This window comes from Heliobacterium mobile (assembly GCF_009720735.1).
GTDB lineage: Bacteria > Bacillota > Desulfitobacteriia > Heliobacteriales > Heliobacteriaceae > Heliobacterium > Heliobacterium mobile.
Genome location: NZ_WNKU01000007.1, coordinates 50,262 through 68,028, shown reverse-complemented (window position 1 = coordinate 68,028; position 17,767 = coordinate 50,262). Strand labels below are relative to the sequence as shown.

The 17,767-nt window shown below is 50.2% G+C and carries 20 protein-coding genes and 1 riboswitch; of the genes, 3 read left to right on the top strand and 17 right to left on the bottom strand.

Annotation, left to right across the window (positions count from 1 at the left end; translation table 11 throughout):
• Positions 1-202: 202 nt before the first annotated feature.
• The 3 genes from GJ688_RS07950 to GJ688_RS07940 all read right to left on the bottom strand — a co-directional run bounded on the left by GJ688_RS07950 (position 203) and on the right by GJ688_RS07940 (position 3,017).
• Positions 203-1,063 carry an ABC transporter permease subunit gene (locus GJ688_RS07950; RefSeq protein ID WP_155476021.1) on the bottom strand — a complete coding sequence of 287 codons (861 nt, stop codon included), beginning with the start codon at positions 1,061-1,063 and terminating at the stop codon, positions 203-205.
• Between the two features lie 76 nt (positions 1,064-1,139).
• Positions 1,140-2,129, bottom strand: a complete 990-nt coding sequence (locus GJ688_RS07945; RefSeq protein WP_155476020.1) for an ABC transporter ATP-binding protein — start codon at positions 2,127-2,129, stop codon at positions 1,140-1,142.
• 36 nt (positions 2,130-2,165) lie between these two features.
• Positions 2,166-3,017, bottom strand: a complete 852-nt coding sequence (locus GJ688_RS07940; protein ID WP_155476019.1) for a DUF4367 domain-containing protein — start codon at positions 3,015-3,017, stop codon at positions 2,166-2,168.
• Between the two features lie 221 nt (positions 3,018-3,238).
• On the opposite strand from GJ688_RS07940, the gene GJ688_RS21310 reads away from it, so the two are divergent.
• Entirely contained in the window at positions 3,239-4,297 is a 1,059-nt protein-coding gene (locus GJ688_RS21310) for a PocR ligand-binding domain-containing protein (protein ID WP_155476018.1), read from the top strand.
• A 168-nt stretch (positions 4,298-4,465) separates the two neighbouring features.
• Here GJ688_RS21310 and bioD read toward each other — a convergent pair whose 3' ends face one another.
• The 13 genes from bioD to GJ688_RS07870 form a co-directional block, all read right to left on the bottom strand.
• Positions 4,466-5,200, bottom strand: coding sequence for a dethiobiotin synthase (gene bioD, locus GJ688_RS07930; protein ID WP_155476017.1), 735 nt, complete (start codon positions 5,198-5,200; stop codon positions 4,466-4,468).
• A gap of 14 nt (positions 5,201-5,214) precedes the next feature.
• Entirely contained in the window at positions 5,215-5,787 is a 573-nt protein-coding gene (locus GJ688_RS07925) for a biotin transporter BioY (RefSeq protein WP_155476016.1), read from the bottom strand.
• A gap of 157 nt (positions 5,788-5,944) precedes the next feature.
• A complete protein-coding gene (locus GJ688_RS07920) occupies positions 5,945-6,403 on the bottom strand; it encodes an Hsp20/alpha crystallin family protein (protein WP_155476015.1) in 459 nt (152 codons plus the stop codon).
• Between the two features lie 56 nt (positions 6,404-6,459).
• Positions 6,460-7,563 (bottom strand): calcium/proton exchanger, encoded by a 1,104-nt coding sequence (cax, locus tag GJ688_RS07915; protein WP_155476014.1) that lies wholly within the window; start codon positions 7,561-7,563, stop codon positions 6,460-6,462.
• Positions 7,564-7,719: 156 nt separating this feature from the next.
• On the bottom strand, positions 7,720-8,043 hold the full coding sequence (locus GJ688_RS07910; RefSeq protein ID WP_155476013.1) for a 4Fe-4S dicluster domain-containing protein: 324 nt from the start codon (positions 8,041-8,043) through the stop codon (positions 7,720-7,722).
• Positions 8,044-8,049: 6 nt separating this feature from the next.
• Complete coding sequence (gene cysC / locus GJ688_RS07905) at positions 8,050-8,616, bottom strand: adenylyl-sulfate kinase (RefSeq protein WP_207708776.1); 567 nt, start codon at positions 8,614-8,616, stop codon at positions 8,050-8,052.
• 171 nt (positions 8,617-8,787) lie between these two features.
• Positions 8,788-9,585, bottom strand: coding sequence for an ATP-dependent sacrificial sulfur transferase LarE (gene larE, locus GJ688_RS07900; RefSeq protein ID WP_155476012.1), 798 nt, complete (start codon positions 9,583-9,585; stop codon positions 8,788-8,790).
• Positions 9,586-9,681: 96 nt separating this feature from the next.
• Positions 9,682-10,968, bottom strand: a complete 1,287-nt coding sequence (locus tag GJ688_RS07895; protein ID WP_155476011.1) for a homocysteine synthase — start codon at positions 10,966-10,968, stop codon at positions 9,682-9,684.
• Between the two features lie 20 nt (positions 10,969-10,988).
• Complete coding sequence (locus tag GJ688_RS07890; RefSeq protein WP_155476010.1) at positions 10,989-11,201, bottom strand: YezD family protein; 213 nt, start codon at positions 11,199-11,201, stop codon at positions 10,989-10,991.
• Positions 11,202-11,271: 70 nt separating this feature from the next.
• Complete coding sequence (locus GJ688_RS07885) at positions 11,272-11,439, bottom strand: DUF2292 domain-containing protein (protein ID WP_170291784.1); 168 nt, start codon at positions 11,437-11,439, stop codon at positions 11,272-11,274.
• Between the two features lie 108 nt (positions 11,440-11,547).
• Positions 11,548-12,477 (bottom strand): cysteine synthase A, encoded by a 930-nt coding sequence (cysK, locus tag GJ688_RS07880; protein WP_155476009.1) that lies wholly within the window; start codon positions 12,475-12,477, stop codon positions 11,548-11,550.
• A gap of 324 nt (positions 12,478-12,801) precedes the next feature.
• Complete coding sequence (locus tag GJ688_RS07875) at positions 12,802-13,947, bottom strand: trans-sulfuration enzyme family protein (protein WP_155476008.1); 1,146 nt, start codon at positions 13,945-13,947, stop codon at positions 12,802-12,804.
• A 34-nt stretch (positions 13,948-13,981) separates the two neighbouring features.
• Entirely contained in the window at positions 13,982-15,121 is a 1,140-nt protein-coding gene (locus GJ688_RS07870; RefSeq protein WP_155476007.1) for a trans-sulfuration enzyme family protein, read from the bottom strand.
• A gap of 115 nt (positions 15,122-15,236) precedes the next feature.
• A riboswitch (SAM riboswitch) is annotated at positions 15,237-15,343 on the bottom strand.
• Positions 15,344-15,583: 240 nt separating this feature from the next.
• Here GJ688_RS07870 and cysK (GJ688_RS07865) point away from each other — a divergent pair.
• On the top strand, positions 15,584-16,516 hold the full coding sequence (gene cysK, locus GJ688_RS07865) for a cysteine synthase A (protein ID WP_155476103.1): 933 nt from the start codon (positions 15,584-15,586) through the stop codon (positions 16,514-16,516).
• Between the two features lie 92 nt (positions 16,517-16,608).
• A complete protein-coding gene (locus tag GJ688_RS07860; RefSeq protein WP_155476006.1) occupies positions 16,609-17,418 on the top strand; it encodes an undecaprenyl-diphosphate phosphatase in 810 nt (269 codons plus the stop codon).
• 154 nt (positions 17,419-17,572) lie between these two features.
• On the opposite strand, the gene GJ688_RS07855 is transcribed toward GJ688_RS07860, so the two are convergent.
• A complete protein-coding gene (locus GJ688_RS07855) occupies positions 17,573-17,719 on the bottom strand; it encodes a hypothetical protein (RefSeq protein ID WP_155476005.1) in 147 nt (48 codons plus the stop codon).
• Positions 17,720-17,767 lie beyond the last annotated feature (48 nt).

Genomic DNA, 17,767 nt, shown 5'->3' with positions numbered 1-17,767 from the left:
GTTACCTTCTTTCCCTACCGAAAGATAGGAGAAGTCCCCGCAGAGGCGGGGACCGAGAAAAACAATTCTGAAGTTCTTGCAAGTGAAAGACGTTTTTCCATGGTCCACGAGAATGAACAGCAAAGGATTCTTTGTTCTTTGCTATTTTATACGCTATCTTTATTCGCGATCGGTCGTCACATTCCTTCCATCTGTTTACGCTTTACAAATCCTTTTTATGAAAGTTGTACAGCGCCAGTCCTACGCATGCCATCAAGTATAACAGTGTATAGATGATCATCAAGTTGCTAGGCGGTACAGCGACGCCAAAAGGCCCTAATGACAAAGAGGCGAGAGGATTTTCCTGAGCGACGGTAAGGACCGTCATCAGTTTTCGAAACAAGGCATCGCTAGGGATGAGCAAACTGATGGCAATCCCCAGATTGACTAAAGACGGTTTCTGTACCAAACCACCGACCTGCTCTAAAAAACCACCGACCGTTCCCAACACGTACAGGACCGTCACGATGACCCCGGCGGTAAGGGTTCGCAGCGCCGCTCCAAAGACCACAGACAGACCGAGCAACACCAGCGGCTGGAGGATAAAGATCAATGCCCCATAGACGAGATGAACCGGTGTGAGGAGACTCAGTATTTGAGGGTTGTACAGCCGATTCAAAGCCACGATACCGGCGAACAACAGCAGGCCTAGGCTGATCAACATAGAACCATAGCCGAGAAATTTGCCGAGGATGATCGATGAACGAGGAATCGGTTTCGAAACAATCGCATGAAGCAAACCGTTTTCGATCTCCGAGGCGACAGCTCCGACACTGGCCAGGAGTGCTAGCAAGGCCAGCAGGAAAGAGGCGAAATACATGCCCGATCCTAACAATTGATTTCCCACAATCTGTTGAATGACTGGCTGACGGCCTCGTAAAGCGTTTAGCCGCATCAGTTCCTGGGAAGCAAAATCAAGGGCGATTCCGTAAAGAAGAAAAAAAGCCAGGGACAAGAAAAGGATGACGAGGAAGATCCGCTTGCGGGCGGCTTCGGCAAAGGTCAAGCGTGCCAAGATAAACAAAGAGGCTCCCTCTTTCGAAACTATCCTAAATTAACGAACAAGCGATTATGCTTGAAGGTGAAAACATCCCATGTAGTTACTGCGAAGGACCCTCCTCTTGCGTGACAAGCTGAAGAAACAGCTTCTCCAGCGAATCCTCTTGCGGAGTCACTTCGAAGATGTCGATTCCAGAAGCGACCAAGGATTGAACGAGCTTAGGAATAAAATATTGTTCTGGGATGTGAAACAATAGTTCATGCCGTAACCGGTCGGTCGCAGACCCACCTTCACTCCTTGCTGCAGCCTCCAAACCGCTCCCCAGGCCTAATCGCCGCTGAGACAGCAGTTGAAATCCCGCCTCCCCGGCACCCGTAAGTTGGGATGGTATCACATCCCCGACAACCACTCTCGTTTGGTACGAGTGCCGAGCCAATTCACGCCAATCGCCTTGGTAGACGAGGCGACCTTGCTTGATGATAGCGATCTGGTCGCAGAGGGTCTCCAATTCACTGAGCAAGTGGCTGTTGAGAAAAACCGTTTTCCCCTGCCCTTTCAAGCGCTCCAGCAGTTCCCGTACTTCTTTGCGGCCAATAGGATCGAGGGCAGACGTCGGTTCATCGAGAAAGAGCAATTCCGGATCGGGCAAAAGAGCGACAGCCAGACCGATGCGCTGCTGCATCCCCTTGCTATACCTTCCGACCCGTTGAGAGGCCTGTTCTGTCATGCCCACTTGGCCTAAGACTACCGGAATACGGGCGCGAACTTCCGCCGACGATAGTCCGAACAGGGCACCATGAAAGCGAAGTAAATCTTCTCCGGTCAACCAGTCATGGTAGCGAAAGTTTTCCGGAAGAAAGCCGACTTTCCGTCGAACAGACAAATCGGTGAAAGGTCGTCCGAGAATGCATCCCTGGCCGGAAGTAGCGTGAAGCAATCCCACAAGCATCTTGACCAAGGTACTTTTGCCCGCGCCGTTGGGTCCGAGCAAACCGAAAACAGTGCCCTGGGGTACAGCCAAGGAGATATCCCGGCAGCCGCCGCGGCCGGAATAGGTTTTGGTCAATTTTTCTGTCTCGATAGCCAGCAAAAAAGGTCACCACATTCTGATTCTCCAATTTCCTGTTTATTTGAGTGATTGAGCCACTTTAAGAGCTCCCGCTTTATCTAAGGAGCCGTCGATTTGATAGAGAATCCCCTTGTCCACCCAGAAGAGAAAACTCCGTCCCATATGGAGGTTTTGTGCGTAAAGGCCTTCCACACCGTTGATGGTCACTTTTTCCATACGGTCTTCGGCGTAAGGCACGACCATCGTGTTTTTCCAGTCACCGATGGCAGACAGTTGGGTACGAAGTTCTGTCGGTAAGATGGGTAAATCGAGCAGAGCCGACCGGAGTGCATCGGCATCGACTCCCTCTGGAACGGTCACCTCCGGGCTGTCAAATTGGTTAAGGGCAAAGACTTTTTGTCCGTCCGGCTGTATATATTCCATTCGCAGGCCTGATGGTATGCGAATGCGAAAGACTTTCCCTGATACGTCTTCCGGCAACAATGTCTTTGCTCCCAGACTTTGCAGCAGTTGGTTCACCTGCGGAACGTTCAATTGAAACTCTGCCGTCCCCTCCTGATGCATTTGGACAGGTTCAGTTAAGCCCGTGTCTGGCGGTAAATAAGTCGGTTGGCGGATGCTAAATGGGAGTTGGTTGCGCGCCTCGGCGAGCGATACTTTTTTCTGTTCCGGTTTCTGAATGATATCGGCTTTCCCAAACTGCTGTAAATTGATTTCTCCAGTCTGTGATTGGATCGCTTGACCCATCTGCTGCAATTGTTCCGGTGTGATTTTTACCGTTTCCATCCGCTGCACCCGGAAGCGGGAGAGAAAATCGGCTGTCGCTTGCCGCAGCGGTGTCAGTGCGATCAATCCCGACAGCAATAGAATTGTTGCAACGGCGGCGACCATCTTTTTTCGTCTATCCATCGTTTTTTCCTTTCCGGCCAAACCAGGTTATAGACTTATTAAAGATTATTCTCTTTTCAGCATATTTCTATCCAATTTTCCATCGTTACCTCTTGTCTTTTCCTATTCGTGAAGAAAAAGCACTAGCGATGGAAGGATTCGCAAGACTATCGTCGAAATATTGAGCAAGTGATTGTAATCGCAATTTTAAAGTTGCTGATTTTATTAGCAGGAGTGTTACTATGGATTTGGTATTAGAAAACTATGGCCTTAAAGATCTCATCGATATTGATTTGCTGCAGCGCTTTCAAGACTCTTTTTCTGCGGCCACAGGGATGGCTAGCATTACGGTCGATCTGCAAGGTCCCATCACCCGTCCGAGTAACTTCACTGATTTTTGCATGAATCTTACTCGAAAAACTCCGGAAGGGCTTCGTCGCTGCAACGAGTGCGATCTCAAAGGCGGACGAGAAGCCGCCCAGAGCGGAAAACCGGCGATCTATTATTGTCACGGTGGACTTATGGATTTTGCAGCACCTATCGTGGTGGGAGGCAAACAGCTCGGTGCAATGCTGGGCGGCCAGGTACTGCCGGTACGCCCCGATGAACAAAAGCTTCGCCAGTTGGCTCGTGAATTGGGAATTAACCCCGACGAGTATATAAAGGCTCTTGCAAAAGTGCGCATCGTTCCTGAAGAAAGCATCCGAGCTGCGGCAGAGCTTCTTTATATTGTGGCCAATGCCTTGTCGAGAATCGGCTATCAGCGTTTACAGACGATGTCTAGTGCCCGTCAATTAGACGAGCTCTCGAAAAACATGCACCAGAATATGCTGAGCCTCTCTGAAAATGTTCAAAGCGTAGCCGACCAGATGGACAATCTCCTAACCACGTCGAAAGGATTGCTCTCTACATCGGTCGACTCCAAGAACAAGGTCTTGGAAACGGACCAAATTCTCGGTTTTATTCGGAACGTGGCGAATCAAACCAACTTACTCGGATTGAATGCCGCCATCGAAGCCGCCCGCGCCGGGGAGCATGGCCGCGGCTTTTCTGTCGTCGCCGAGGAAGTGCGAAAACTCGCCGGGGTCAGCGTGGAATCGGCCCGGAAGATTGAGTTGATATTAAAGAGCATTCGTCAAGGGATGCAGGAGATAGAGACAGGCGTAAACCAAACAGGCGGCATTATTGAAAAGCACTCCGACTTTATGGGAGTTATTTTCAACAAAATCACTGAGTTGGAAAAGGATTTTTCAAATCTACGGATTCTTACCGAATCGCTGCAATCAAAAGTGCATATGTAACATTGATTTGCCAGGTAACTTAAAGGGCCGACCCCCAAAAGAACGGGGTCGGCCTTTTTTTAGTTTCCTACCTAGAGTCTGTATCGATTTCTTCAGGACGGGAACTTCCTTTATCGTACATTGCCCGCTAGTCATCGTAATGCTCTGAAAGTTGTATGCAAACAGTTGTTACCTTTGCCACTGTTTTGCTTCCTTCATCAACTTTAAAAGGTTCATTTGCTCAGCCAACTCACGGCAAAGGGATTCCCTGTTCTCTGCAAGTTCTATTGAACCATCGATGCGCCTCAGGCAGGCCAAGATGGGCAAGCCGGTCATACGGGCAATCACGGCCGGGCTTGTCGCCTCCGCTAGGGAGGGAGTTTCCGATACTTCATTGAAGATGATGCCGAGAACAGGCAAACCTTTTTCCTGAGCATAGCGAACGGTCAGTACGGTATGATTGATCGTTCCCGACCCCGCTCGAGCCACGATGATCGCCGGAATCTGCAACTGGAGGGCCAAATCAGCCATGGTAAACTCGGGTCCAGAGACAGGGACGGCTAAGCCACCAGCGCCTTCCACCAACACTAAGGGGTGCCTTTTAGCCAATTGCCGGTATGCTCGATGAACTTCTGCCAGATCGACAGGCCGCTCCTCGAGTTCAGCAGCCTGGGCCGGTGCGAGAGGATGCTCGTAGCAAAGGGGACATAATTCGGCATCGGTCCATGGAAGGGAGACAAATTGTCTGTAGACGGCTACATCTTCCCGATACCAATCTCCCTTGACTTTCGCTGCCCCTGTTTGAATCGGTTTACAGGGCACCGTCGATATGCCTCCATCGTTGAAGACCTTCGTCAACGCTGCCGTTACTACCGTTTTGCCGACACCTGTATCAGTACCGGTGATGAAGATTCCTGTCGCCACTCTTATCTCTCCCCTTATTGCGAAGCCTCTTGTACCCCTTCGGCGGTGCGACGGAACAGCCACACTTTCAGTCCCAGGAAGGCGGCGACTCCACTCAGGAAAATGTCCCCGGGCAGGGGCAGCAGGATTCCATAGAGCACTGTATTCGCTACCGATATGGGAGAGTTAGTGACATAATTCATGATTCCATACAAGTACAGCGCACCCATTCCGTAGATGACAGCGAGGCCGGCCAAAACGGAGAGAAACAGACGGCCCTTTTGGGCTTCCGCCAGCCGCTCTGACAACAGGCCGATCACATAGGCCCCTAGGGCAAAGCCGATCAGATAGCCGAAGGTAGGTTTCAGCACATAAGCCGGTCCTCCGCCCTCAGCAAAGACAGGCACTCCTAAAAGACCAATCGCGATGTAGAGGATTTGGCTGGTCAGTCCCAACCGCGAGCCCAGCAAGATACCGGCCATGGCTACAAAGAGATACTGCAAAGTAAAGGGTACGAAAGGAACAGGGACTTTGATAAAAGCACCGACAGCGGTCAACGCCGCAAAAAGAGCCACCAGACTCATGTCCCGGGGAGTCAGATTGGACATGTCGATCAAACAACCTCCTTTATTGTAAACCATTCTGAATTATGTAGTTGACAAAATAACTGTATCTAGAAGGACGCCTTCTGTCAACCATATGAAAAAAATCAGTTTACAATAGAACCCTTTGAACAAAAAAATCGCCCTTTATCTCAGGGCGATTTTAACTGTTTATTTTGATGATGCGGGGCTTCTCTTCCGGTTTTTTTCCAATGCGAATGTGGAGCATCCCATTTTTGCCGGCAGCGGTGATTTTGTCGAAATCAGCGTTACCGGGTAAGACGACAGAGCGATGAAAAGCGCCATAAGTTCCTTCCACGATGTGCGTATTGCGATCTTTTCGCTCTAACTCGGCTCGCCTTTCTCCCTTGATGGTGAGTATATTTCCATTGATTTGGATTTCTACTGTCTTTGGATCAATGCCAGGGATCTCTGCCTCGATGACATATTCATCAGGCTGTTCCATCTGGTTGAGCCGTGGCAGCCAGCCTTTGCCTTCAAAGGCATGAAAGAAATCGTTCGAGAAAAAGGGTTCCTGAAACATCTGCCGGAAGAGTTTGTTCATCTCTTCCTGAATGCGAAAAACCGGATGGTCGTAGTCGTCCCGCTTTTTCAGTGTCATCAATCATCCCTCCTCCCATTACATATTATTCGGGAAAAGGGATAACGAAACACCGCTTAGGCGAAGGCAAACCCGCCAGCGACGATTGCATAGGTCGCCAGCAACATAAGGCCTTCGAGCCAGTTCGTCTCGCCGTCTTTGCTGATCGACTTGGCGATCCACACAGACAGGACGACTGCGACCAGTTCAAAGGTATTAAAGACCAAGTCCATCGGCTGGTCAAAGATTCGTCCGGCGAGCACCAATAAGGATGTAACCAGTAAAGCGATCTGAATGCTCGACCCAAGAGCGATCTCAGCGGCCACTTCGATCTGGTTTTTCATCGCCATGAGGACAGCACTGCTGTGTTCAGCCGCATTCCCGATGATGGGGATAAGGATGATACCGATAAAAGCTTCCGACCATCCCAGTGAAGACACCGTATGCTCCAGAGAGCCCACCAATACTTCACTGGCCAGTGCAACGGCCACTGTGGCGGCAAGCAGAACCGTAAGGGACTTCCCTTTTGTCCACGCTGCTTCATGGTCATCTACAGGTTGATGTACTGTTCCCGCTGTCGTTTTTTCCGTAACAGTTATGGCAGTCGCCTCAGTAGTATTCGCGGCTCCCTGGGCAACTTTATCGGAATTATTAAAGTTAAAATAGAGCAATGCGCCGTAGACGATGAGCAATACGATAGAAACTTCAACGGAAAGGTTGACGGCCGCTTCCCCGTGTACTTTGGTATGCATAAACAGAGAGGGTACCAGCATGGCGATGACGGCCAGCAATAAGGTCGTGGCATTTATTTTGGCCGTTTCCGTACTGAACTGCTGTGTACCGTGTTTGAAACCGCCCAGCAGAACCGACAATCCCAAAACCAGCAGAATATTACCGATAATCGAGCCGATGATGGAGGCTTTTACCACTTCGATGTGCCCGGCCTTCAGCGCAAAGAGAGCGATAATCAATTCCGTGGCATTGCCAAATGTGGCATTGAGAAAACCGCCGATTTTCGGTCCCGTGTGTACAGCGAGTTCTTCTGTCGCTTTTCCCATATATCCGGCCAAAGGTAAAATGCTGAGGGCCGCTGTCAAAAAAGCCCATCCGCTTTCGGGATCGTTCCAGCGAAAGTAGAGCATCAGTGGCAAAGCCAACAATAGATAACGCAAATACTTCAAGGCAATCCCCCCATCATTTTATCTTTATCTTTTTCGCCGCCCAGGGACAACTTCCTACCACACCTGGGCTATTGTTTTCCTTGAAAGCAAACCTTCACATGGACGAACTGAAGAGAAAAAGCCTTCTGCTCTCAAAAACAGAAGGCTTTTATATGCTTATTTGAGGGGGACTTCTCGATTTTCCACTTCTAAAGACTTCTCTTCCCCGCTGGGAAACCGGATGGACCAGCGGGCCTTTTTCTTCCCGGGACGGACTTTCAAGATCGATCGTTTCTCTGCACTCCCGCTCGAAATCGCTAGAGCTAAAGCGTCACGGCCGCACACTCTTAGGCAAGCGGCACAGTCCCAGCATTCTTTTGGCTCACGGAGCTCGATTTTTCCATTTTCATCGGGAGCCAACAAGTTGCTTGGACAGATTTGGGCACACCGAAATCGACCGCCGCATCCATTGCACTGTTCCTTGTCGATGAGGAGAACCATCAGCTATCACCTACTCACCACTTCTAGGTAGCCCAATTCCTCCAACTTCCTGATAATCCGGCGGGTACAGTGCTCCGGGGTATCCCGGTGGGTCTCCACGACAACTTCAGGGTCAACGGGGGTTTCGAAGGGATCGATGATACCCGTGAACCAGCGGATTCCTCCGGTCAACGCTTTTTGATAAAAGCCTCTCACGTCTCGCGCGATGCATGTTTCGAGAGGCGCTTTGAGATAGACTTCTATGAAGTTGCCCTCGTGCTGAGCCCGGATGATTTCTCGCATCTCCCGGTAGGGCACGAGTTCTGCTGCGATTACCGCAATACCGTTGCGTGACAACATTTTGGTCAGATATCCAAGGCGCTTAATCTGTACATACCGCTCTTGCCGGGTAAATCCCGACTCCGGCGACAGGTATTCACGGATGTCCTCTCCGTCGAGAAGCTCCACTTTTCGCCCCCGAGCCTGTACTTCTTGGGTGATCATCTTGGCCAAGGTCGTTTTTCCGCTACCAGATAGACCCGTCAGCCATAGCGTAAACCCCTGTTGTTTTTTGGGAACGGAATGGTTGCACACCGGAACCCCCATCCTTCCCTGCCGGACGAGTTTCTTATCCATCGCCATCATGAGCAAAAGCTGGAAATTGAAAGGTCTAATGTCGTTTTCAATCTATGCGGTAAGGTGATGAGCTGTGCAAAAAAACCTTTCTGCTCTCCACGAGGGAGAACAGAAAGGTCTTCAAACTTCTTAAAGCAAGTCATTGAAGCTGCCGAGACGGTAACCGGCTAAATCGAGTGTTACAAAAGAAAATCCAATGCTCTTCATATAACTGACGATCAGGTCGGCATGCTGAACGGCTTTTTCCAGGTTGTCTTTATCGACCTCAATCCGTACCAATCGGTCATGATAGCGTGCCCGCACTTGGTAAAAACCGAGCTCTTTCAGATACTTTTCCGCTTTTTCGACCTGAATAAGCCCGTCCTCGGTGATGCGGGTTCCATAGGGGAAGCGCGAAGACAAACAGGGTGAAGCCGCTTGATTCCATGTAGGTAGACCTAATTGGCGGGAAAGTTCTCGAATCTCCTCCTTCGTTAAACCGGCTTCCATCAGAGGACTACGTACGTTTAGGTTTCGAGCCGCTTTCATTCCCGGGCGATAATCGCCCACGTCATCGGCATTGTTGCCATCGACGATATGGGGAAAACCTTTTTCCGTAGCGATTTCCCACAACCGTTGAAAGAGGGCCGTTTTACAGTGAAAACACCGGTCTGGTCCGTTTTGAACAAATTCCTCCCGCTGGAATTCGTCTGTGTCGACCTTTTGAAAGGGAACGCCGATATCTTCGGCCATCCTCTGTGCCTCGAAAATTTGATCTCGCGGAACCGTTTCGGAGATTCCCAACACCCCGAGAGTGTTATCCCCCAGCGTGTCGTAAGCTACTTTCAGCAAGAACGTACTATCGACACCGCCTGAATAAGCAACGAGCACTCGGTCCATTTCTTTGAGAATTTGCTGTAATCGTTGAAGCTTCTCGATAATTTGCATCTGTTCATCCCTCATTTGCTCGTTTAAAAGGGCTAAGCAGTTCTCCGAACATTCGGGTTGAAACTGCTTAGCCCCCGGTTTTTATATATTATGTTTTTACTGTTTCGCTTTCGCCAACGCTTGTTCGATATCGGCGATGATATCTTCGGCGTCTTCCAAACCGATGGAGAGACGGATGAAATCGTCGGTAACACCAGTGGCGATTTGCTCTTCCGGAGTCAACTGCGAGTGAGTCGTCGACGCGGGGTGAATAGCCAAAGATTTTGCGTCACCTACGTTCGCCAAGTGGGAGAGCAGTTGCAGGTTGTCGATGAACTTCCGGCCCGCCTCACGACCGCCGGCAATCCCGAAGCCGAGGATAGCGCCGAAGAGACCTTCCCGGTGGTATTTCTTCGACGTTTCATGGTTGGGGTGATTCGAAAGACCCGGATAGACGACCCAATTCACCTGGCGATGGTTTTCAAGATATTGAGCGACTTTCAGTGCATTCTGGCTGTGTCGTTCCATCCGAATCGGCAAGGTTTCCACGCCTTGGAGAATCTGAAAGGCGTTGAAGGGGCTTAAAGCTGCACCGATATCCCGGAGGAGTTGAACTCGGGCTTTGATGATATAGGCGATGGGACCGAAAGTCTCCGAATATTTGAGTCCGTGGTAGCTCGGATCGGGCTCAGTGAAGTCGGGGAAATTGCCATTGGTCCAGTCAAATTTTCCAGAGTCGACGATAATGCCGCCGATCGAGGTGCCGTGTCCACCGATAAACTTCGTTAAGGAATGGACAACGATGTCGGCGCCATGTTTGATCGGTTGGACAAGATAGGGCGACGGTAAGGTGTTGTCGACGATGAGAGGAATGCCTGCCTCATGGGCGATGGCCGATACGGCTTCAAAGTGAAGTGTATCCAGTTTCGGGTTTCCGACAGACTCTGCATAAAGAGCTTTCGTTTTCGCCGTGATGGCTTTGCGGAAGTTTTCCGGATCTTTGGGGTCCACAAAATGTACTTTCACGCCCAGTTTCGGCAGTGTATAGGCAAAGAGGTTGTATGTTCCGCCATAGAGGCTGTTGGCAGAGACGATTTCGTCTCCGGCATGTGCGATGTTGAGGATGGCCAAGGTAATGGCGGCCGAACCGGAAGATACGGCGAGAGCGGCCACACCGCCTTCCAAAGCAGCGATGCGCTGTTCCAATACATCTGTAGTGGGGTTCATGATCCGTGTATATATGTTGCCGAATTCCTTCAGCCCGAACAAGTTCGCGGCATGATCGGAGTCCTTAAAGACATATGATGTAGTCTGGTAGATGGGTACAGCACGAGATCCTGTGGTAGGGTCAGCTTTTTGTCCCCCGTGCAAAGCGGTTGTGGCGAATCCTTTTTCGTTGCTCATAGGTAAAACCTCCTGCTAATCTATATTCCGTCTCCGTAAGCTCCTTCTACTTGAGGGAACCGTAGTTTTTCCGTCCGTTCCAGTTGAACGATACGGCCGTTCTGTACGACGATGACCACTTCGCCGTATTTCAATCCACGAACGGCCTCGATAATTCGCGCTCCTGTGGGGCTTACGTTGTGATTATTTTTTTGACTGGACGTGCTCGGACGAGCTTGCCGGTTTTCAGACATGAGACTGCTCCTTTTCACCCAGATTCCCAGCCCACTTTCGAGTAGGTTACTCAAAATCCTGATTGAGGCTTTATCGAAAGCGGATCTTTTCAAACTTGTTCATTTGGATGACATGGGAATCTTGAATGATTAAGGTGATCGTCCCGTGCTTTATCTTTTTGATTTCTTTTTCGATCCGTTCAAGCACTTCCAAAGAAATGATATCTTTATCGTTATCTTTATCTCTGTTTTCTTCCACTCCGCTTTCCACCTCCTCAAGATATCAAACAAATCCGATTTGATTACTTGAATTAAGGTGAGTATAGAGCCAACAGGAGTGGAGTGTCAACACATTTTTGCCACCTGATTACACTTCTTGGAAGAGGGCGGTGCTGAGATAGCGCTCTCCTGTATCAGGCAGTATGGTCACGATGAGTTTTCCTGCGTTTTCCGGTCGCTTGGCGATTTCTAGAGCGGCGAAGGCAGCGGCACCGGAAGAAATTCCGACGAGGATTCCCTCTTCACGGGCTAAACGACGGCCCGTTTCCAAGGCTTCTTCATTTTTGACCTTGTAGATCTCGTCGACAATAGCGAGATTTAATACGTCTGGGATAAAGCCGGGGCCAATTCCTTGAATCTTATGAGGTCCCGGCTGTCCACCCGAGAAAACAGGAGAATCAAATGGTTCTACCGCAACCACCTGCAAATCGGGTTTGCGCTTTTTCAGCGTCTCCCCTACGCCGGTGATCGTTCCTCCTGTACCAATACCACCGATCAGGATGTCGATCTGGCCGTCTGAGTCGTTCCAAATCTCCTCCGCTGTCGTATGCCGGTGGATCTCCGGGTTCGCCGGGTTCTTGAACTGTTGCGGTATGAAAGAGTTAGGGATCTGGGCTGCCAGTTCCTCAGCCTTGCGAACAGCGCCTTTCATGCCTTCTGAGCCAGCGGTGAGAACGAGTTCAGCTCCGTAGGCCTTAAGGAGGTTCCGTCGCTCTACACTCATCGTCTCGGGCATCGTCAAGATCAGCCGGTAGCCCCGGGCCGCCGCAACCAGGGCAAGGGCGATACCGGTGTTTCCACTCGTCGGTTCGACGATTACCGTATCTTGATTGATAAGTCCTTTTTCTTCAGCGTCTTTAATCATGGCATAGCCGATGCGGTCTTTCACGCTGCCGCCAGGGTTAAAGTACTCCAGTTTGACGACGACCTTACCAACGACTCCCTCCGTAATCCGGTTGAGTTTTACCAGGGGAGTCTTTCCGATCAAATCGGTTAAGTTCTCAATGATTTTAGCCATTTTGGTTCCCTCCATGTTTATAAATTTTCCTTGTTAGACTTTTTTCATGTTACTGCTTTCCAAAAACAAAAGGAGGCCGAGGGTAACCTGACCTATCCTCGATAGGTTACCCACCGGCCTCCGGTATTTCCGGTCAGCACGTAATTCCGAGTTATTCGATTTATATTTATGATATTAAAGGCTGTTCGTCCTGTTGTCAACGGGTTATTTCACAGAATTCTTTAACCGAGGTGTAATGACTCCGCTCGCTAAGGGCTTCGTCATTGCAGTTTAGATTTTCATTGAAGTGAAATAGCCCTCTTATATAAAACTCAACATTTATCCTTACAGCGCCTTTAAAGCCTCTTCCAAATCGGCCTTTAAATCATCGGGATTTTCTAGGCCTACAGACAAGCGGACCAATCCGGGCCCGATACCGCGCTTCTCCCGTTCAGCCGGTTCCATCGCCGCATGGGACATCGTCGCCGGATAGGAAAGAATGCTTTCCACCCCGCCGAGGCTGACCGCCACGAGGGGTAACTTGATATGAGCAAACAGTTTTTTCACTTCATCTTTGCCACCCAGATCAAAGGAGAGGACAGCTCCCGCTCCCTTGGCTTGTTGACGGTGGATTTCCTGGCCCCGATGGCTGGACAAACCGGGATAATAGACGCGCTTTACTTTGGGATGACCAGACAAGTATTCTGCCACCTGAGCAGCCCCCCGCTGCGAAACTTCCATCCGTACAGCTAAGGTTTTGATTCCTCGCAGGAGCAGCCAACTGTCATGGGGACTTAAGATTGCGCCAAAGGCGTTCTGTAAAAAACCGATTCTTTTTCCGAGCTTGTCGTCTTTAACGACAATAGCGCCGGCGATCAAATCACTATGACCCCCTAAAAATTTGGTCGCACTATGTACGACAATATCGATTCCCAATTCAAGAGGCTTTTGTAGACAAGGTGTCATAAAGGTATTGTCTACAATCGTCAACCAGCCCCGTTCCTTGGCTAAGCTGGCACAAGCCCTCAGGTCGGTGATGGACAATGTGGGATTGGAAGGCGTTTCTAAGACGAGACCACGGGTATTCGGCCGGGCTGCAGACCGGATCGCTTCAATGTCAGTGGCATCGACAAAGGTCGTCTCTACGCCGAAATTCGACCAGACCTTGTCCAATAAACGATAAGTCCCGCCATAGATGTCCCTAGTAGCTATCAAATGATCGCCGGCACCGAACAATCCAAGGCAGGTAGACATGGCTGCGATCCCTGAGGCGAAAGCAAACCCTCGCGTCCCCCCCTCCAGCAAAGCGATGGTCTCTTCTACGGCTTGACGAGTCGGATTGCCGGAACGGGAGTAATCAAAGGGCTGAGGGGTATCGATGTCTTTTTGATGAAAGGTAGAACCCATGAAAATCGGCACCGAAGAGGCTCCCGTATGTTCTTCCGGTTCAACACCCGAGTGGACGACCAAAGTGGATGGATGGAGTTTCATCGTTCATCAGCCTTTCAAAAAATCATTCTAGCTTTCATTCAAATGCGAGTGCCTGGTCCAAGTCAGCGATCAAATCCTGCACGTTTTCGATCCCCACCGACAGCCGCAACAGCGAATCGGTCACGCCGCAGCGCTCCCGGATTTCCAGGGGGATATCGCCATGGGTCTGACGGGCTGGAAAGGTGAGCAATGATTCTACACCGCCCAAGCTTTCGGCAAAAGAGATCAGTTGAATCCGCTGAAGCACTCGGGCGATGATGGCCGGGTCTTTGACTCGAAAAGAGATCATAGCACCTGGCCCCTTCGCTTGTCGAAAGTGAACTTCTCTCCCCGGGTGATTCTCCAAACCGATAAAATCGACGCCTTCCACAGCAGGATGAGTTTCCAACCAGCGGGCAATTGTAGCCGCGTTTTCCTGGGCCCGATCGAGACGGAGTCCCAACGTCTTTATTCCTCGAACGAGCAGCCAAGCATCCCAGGGCGCCAACACGGCACCGGATGCATTCTGATGAAAGGCCAGCCGTTCCCCAATGTCTTCCGTCGCCGCGACGACGAGTCCGGCGACTACATCATTATGGCCACCCAGATATTTAGTCCCACTGTGGACAACGATATGGGCGCCTAAGGCGATAGGCTGCTGCAAATAGGGACTCATAAAAGTGTTGTCCACGATGAGCAGTAGATCCCGCTCTCGGCAAATCTGGCTGACGGCAGAGAGGTCTGTAATTCTCATCGTCGGATTCGTTGGCGTTTCAATGAATATGGCCTTCGTTTGGCTGGTTATGGCCCCATAGACTTGTTCCAGATCGCTCGTGTCGACATAACTGGCTGTCAAACCCCATGGTCCATAGACCTGTTCCAGAAGCCGGTATGTTCCTCCGTAGAGGTCCTGACAGAGAACTAGATGGTCACCTGGACGAAACAAGGATAAGACGTTCGTGATCGCTGCCAATCCGGAAGCAAAAGCCAGACCCCGTGCTCCCCCTTCCAAGTTGGCGATCAGATCTTCCAATACCTGACGAGTCGGGTTTCCCGAGCGGCTGTAATCGTAACCTGTACTCTCCCCTAAAGCGGGGTGACGAAAGGTGGCTGTCTGATAGACAGGAAAGCTGACGGCGCCAGTGACTTGATCTTTTCCATTGCCTGCTTGGGCCAAGAGGGATTCAATATGCATGTTTGCTTCTCTCCTTCGTTTTCTTGTCTTACTGCCTGCCTATCAAAAAAATCCTTCTCGGGAATATGAAAACGGGTCTTCTCTCTGAAAGAAAAGACCCGTAAATCGGCAGTAAGTCTTATCTTTCAGGGTTTCCCCTGCAGGAATTGGCACCATACAAGCATAAGCTTGCTGGTTGCCGGGCTTCATCGGGCCAGTCCCTCCGCCGACTCTTGATAAGAAACAGGTTATTCGGTTGTATTTCGTCATTTCGGTTGCGACTGCTATAAAAATAAATGGGAACTGCCGATCTCGTCAAGACTTTTTTAAATAGTTTTTTTCACAAATCGAATTTATAGCTTTTTCATAAGGAAAAGAGCCTATTCTCTTGACAGTCATGACGGCCTCACGTATCATGGAAATAATAATTTATCATATTCCGACCTAAATAGTCGGATTGTATCGATTGGGAGAGTGATCGTTATGGGCCCTATCGCCAAAGATGTTACGGAACTGATCGGCAATACGCCTCTCGTTCGACTGAACCGGATCGCCGGTTCCGAATCTGCAGAAATACTCGCGAAATTGGAATTCTTCAACCCCGGTGGCAGCGTGAAGGATCGTATCGGCCTGCACATGATTCAGGACGCCGAAGAAAGAGGTTTGCTCAAACCGGGCGCCGTTATCGTGGAACCGACCAGTGGAAATACAGGGATCGGCCTCGCTTTGGCTGCTGCGGTAAAGGGCTATAGACTTGTCCTTACCATGCCGGAATCGTTCAGTATGGAACGGCGCAATCTTTTAAAAGCTTTTGGCGCTGAACTGGTATTGACGCCGAGCATTGAAGGGATGCGCGGAGCCGTCTTAAAAGCCGAGGAGATCGTGAAATCCACTCCCGGCGCCATCATGCCCCAGCAGTTTGCCAACCCAGCCAATCCGGCCGTACACCGTGCTACCACCGGTGAAGAGATTTGGCGGGATACGGAGGGAAAAGTGGATATCTTTGTCGCCAGTGTGGGAACAGGCGGCACTCTGACCGGTACCGCTGAGGTGTTAAAAAAATACAATCCCGCCCTCCAAGTGATCGCCATTGAACCTTCCGGATCGGCGATTCTCTCCGGTGGCAAGCCCGGCCCTCATCAGATTCAAGGGATCGGCGCTGGATTTGTGCCGGAAGTCTTAAATACCGATATCATCGACGAAGTCATTCCTGTCGACGATGACGACGCATTGAATACAAGCCGCCGCCTCACTCGTGAAGAAGGCTTGCTCGTCGGTATCTCGTCAGGGGCTGCCGTCTTCGCAGCTTCCGTCATCGCCCAACGCCCAGAGAATCGAGGAAAACGCATCGTCGTCATTCTCCCCGATACAGGAGAACGCTACCTGAGTACAGCCTTGTTCGCTGATCTTTCGTAGGAACTCTCTATTTTATTCTTCTTCCCGTTGACTTCACGGCATAACTCACCTATTGTAGATAAAGAGTCTTTATTTCAGATGGGAGTTATGTCATGGATAGTTTGTATTTTGTCGCCGTCGTTTTAGGAATCGTCGAAGGGTTGACCGAGTTCATCCCCGTATCGTCGACAGGTCACTTAATCCTGGTGGGAAATCTTCTTGGTTTTACCGGTGAAAAAGCGGCCACCTTTGAGGTCTTCATCCAGTTAGGAGCTATCTTGGCTGTCGTTGTGCTCTACCGGCAGCGTTTTTTAAATATGATTCTCAATCTCTTTGCCGATGGGTTTCGATTTGACGGCCGCGGACTCACCCTTTGGCATGTGCTTGTGGCTATGCTTCCAGCATCAATTTTAGGCCTGTTGGTGCACAAAGCGATCAAAACATATCTTTTTTCGGTCCAAACGGTGCTCATCGGTCTAGTTCTTGGTGCCATACTCATGCTGGTGGCTATGAAAACAGGTCCAAAACGGCCTGTGTCGGACTTAGATGATATGAATTACCGTCAAGCTCTTTGGGTGGGCCTGGTACAGTGCCTTTCCTTGTGGCCCGGCTTTTCCCGTTCCGGCTCCACCATCGCCGGCGGAATGCTCGGCGGCCTCACTTCTAAAGTGGCCGCAGAGTTCTCTTTTATCGTCGCCGTTCCGATGATGATCGGTGCGACAGGGGTAGATATGATCAAATCCTACCAGTACCTTACCGCCAGCGATCTCCCCGTCTTCGCCATCGGCTTTGTTGTGTCATTCTTCGTGGCCTGGGCCGCTATCGTATGGTTTTTAAACTTATTGCAACGAATCGGCCTAGCTCCTTTTGCCTACTATCGTTTTCTTCTTGCCTTTGTCTACGGCGTTTTTTTCTTGCTCTAATCTGATTAAGAAAATCTAATATGCTCTGACGGTTAAAAGGTTAAAGATTCAAAGTGTAGATTCGATGTGCTCTACTCTAGCACTAAAGAATTGACCAAAATGATAAACAGGGAAAGCACCGCAAATGTGCCGCGATGCTTTCCCTGTTTCTTTATTAACCGGGATCCTTTTGTATCTCCGGGATGGCGTCTATCTCTTCTATGCTGCTCGCTACATCTAACTCTTGAATTTCTCCCAGCCCGTCCGGATCTGTTGACGCTCGGAGATCGCCGCGGTCGCTTTTTTTGGGGTCTGTCGACATGGCATCCATCCTCCTTTGGTCACAGTATCCCCTGACCCTGCTAGGTCT

Bases quoted from the DNA above. Each gene is read 5' to 3' on its own strand.
- GJ688_RS07940 (WP_155476019.1), bottom strand. From the start codon at position 3,017: ATGGATAGACGAAAAAAGATGGTCGCCGCCGTTGCAACAATTCTATTG.
- GJ688_RS07855 (WP_155476005.1), bottom strand. From the start codon at position 17,719: ATGTCGACAGACCCCAAAAAAAGCGACCGCGGCGATCTCCGAGCGTCA.
- GJ688_RS07910 (WP_155476013.1), bottom strand. From the start codon at position 8,043: ATGGTTCTCCTCATCGACAAGGAACAGTGCAATGGATGCGGCGGTCGA.
- GJ688_RS07875 (WP_155476008.1), bottom strand. From the start codon at position 13,947: ATGAAACTCCATCCATCCACTTTGGTCGTCCACTCGGGTGTTGAACCG.
- GJ688_RS07860 (WP_155476006.1), top strand. From the start codon at position 16,609: ATGGATAGTTTGTATTTTGTCGCCGTCGTTTTAGGAATCGTCGAAGGG.
- GJ688_RS07870 (WP_155476007.1), bottom strand. From the start codon at position 15,121: ATGCATATTGAATCCCTCTTGGCCCAAGCAGGCAATGGAAAAGATCAA.
- larE (WP_155476012.1), bottom strand. From the start codon at position 9,585: ATGCAAATTATCGAGAAGCTTCAACGATTACAGCAAATTCTCAAAGAA.
- GJ688_RS07895 (WP_155476011.1), bottom strand. From the start codon at position 10,968: ATGAGCAACGAAAAAGGATTCGCCACAACCGCTTTGCACGGGGGACAA.
- cysK (WP_155476009.1), bottom strand. From the start codon at position 12,477: ATGGCTAAAATCATTGAGAACTTAACCGATTTGATCGGAAAGACTCCC.
- GJ688_RS21310 (WP_155476018.1), top strand. From the start codon at position 3,239: ATGGATTTGGTATTAGAAAACTATGGCCTTAAAGATCTCATCGATATT.
- GJ688_RS07890 (WP_155476010.1), bottom strand. From the start codon at position 11,201: ATGTCTGAAAACCGGCAAGCTCGTCCGAGCACGTCCAGTCAAAAAAAT.
- GJ688_RS07925 (WP_155476016.1), bottom strand. From the start codon at position 5,787: ATGTCCAATCTGACTCCCCGGGACATGAGTCTGGTGGCTCTTTTTGCG.
- cysK (WP_155476103.1), top strand. From the start codon at position 15,584: ATGGGCCCTATCGCCAAAGATGTTACGGAACTGATCGGCAATACGCCT.
- GJ688_RS07920 (WP_155476015.1), bottom strand. From the start codon at position 6,403: ATGACACTGAAAAAGCGGGACGACTACGACCATCCGGTTTTTCGCATT.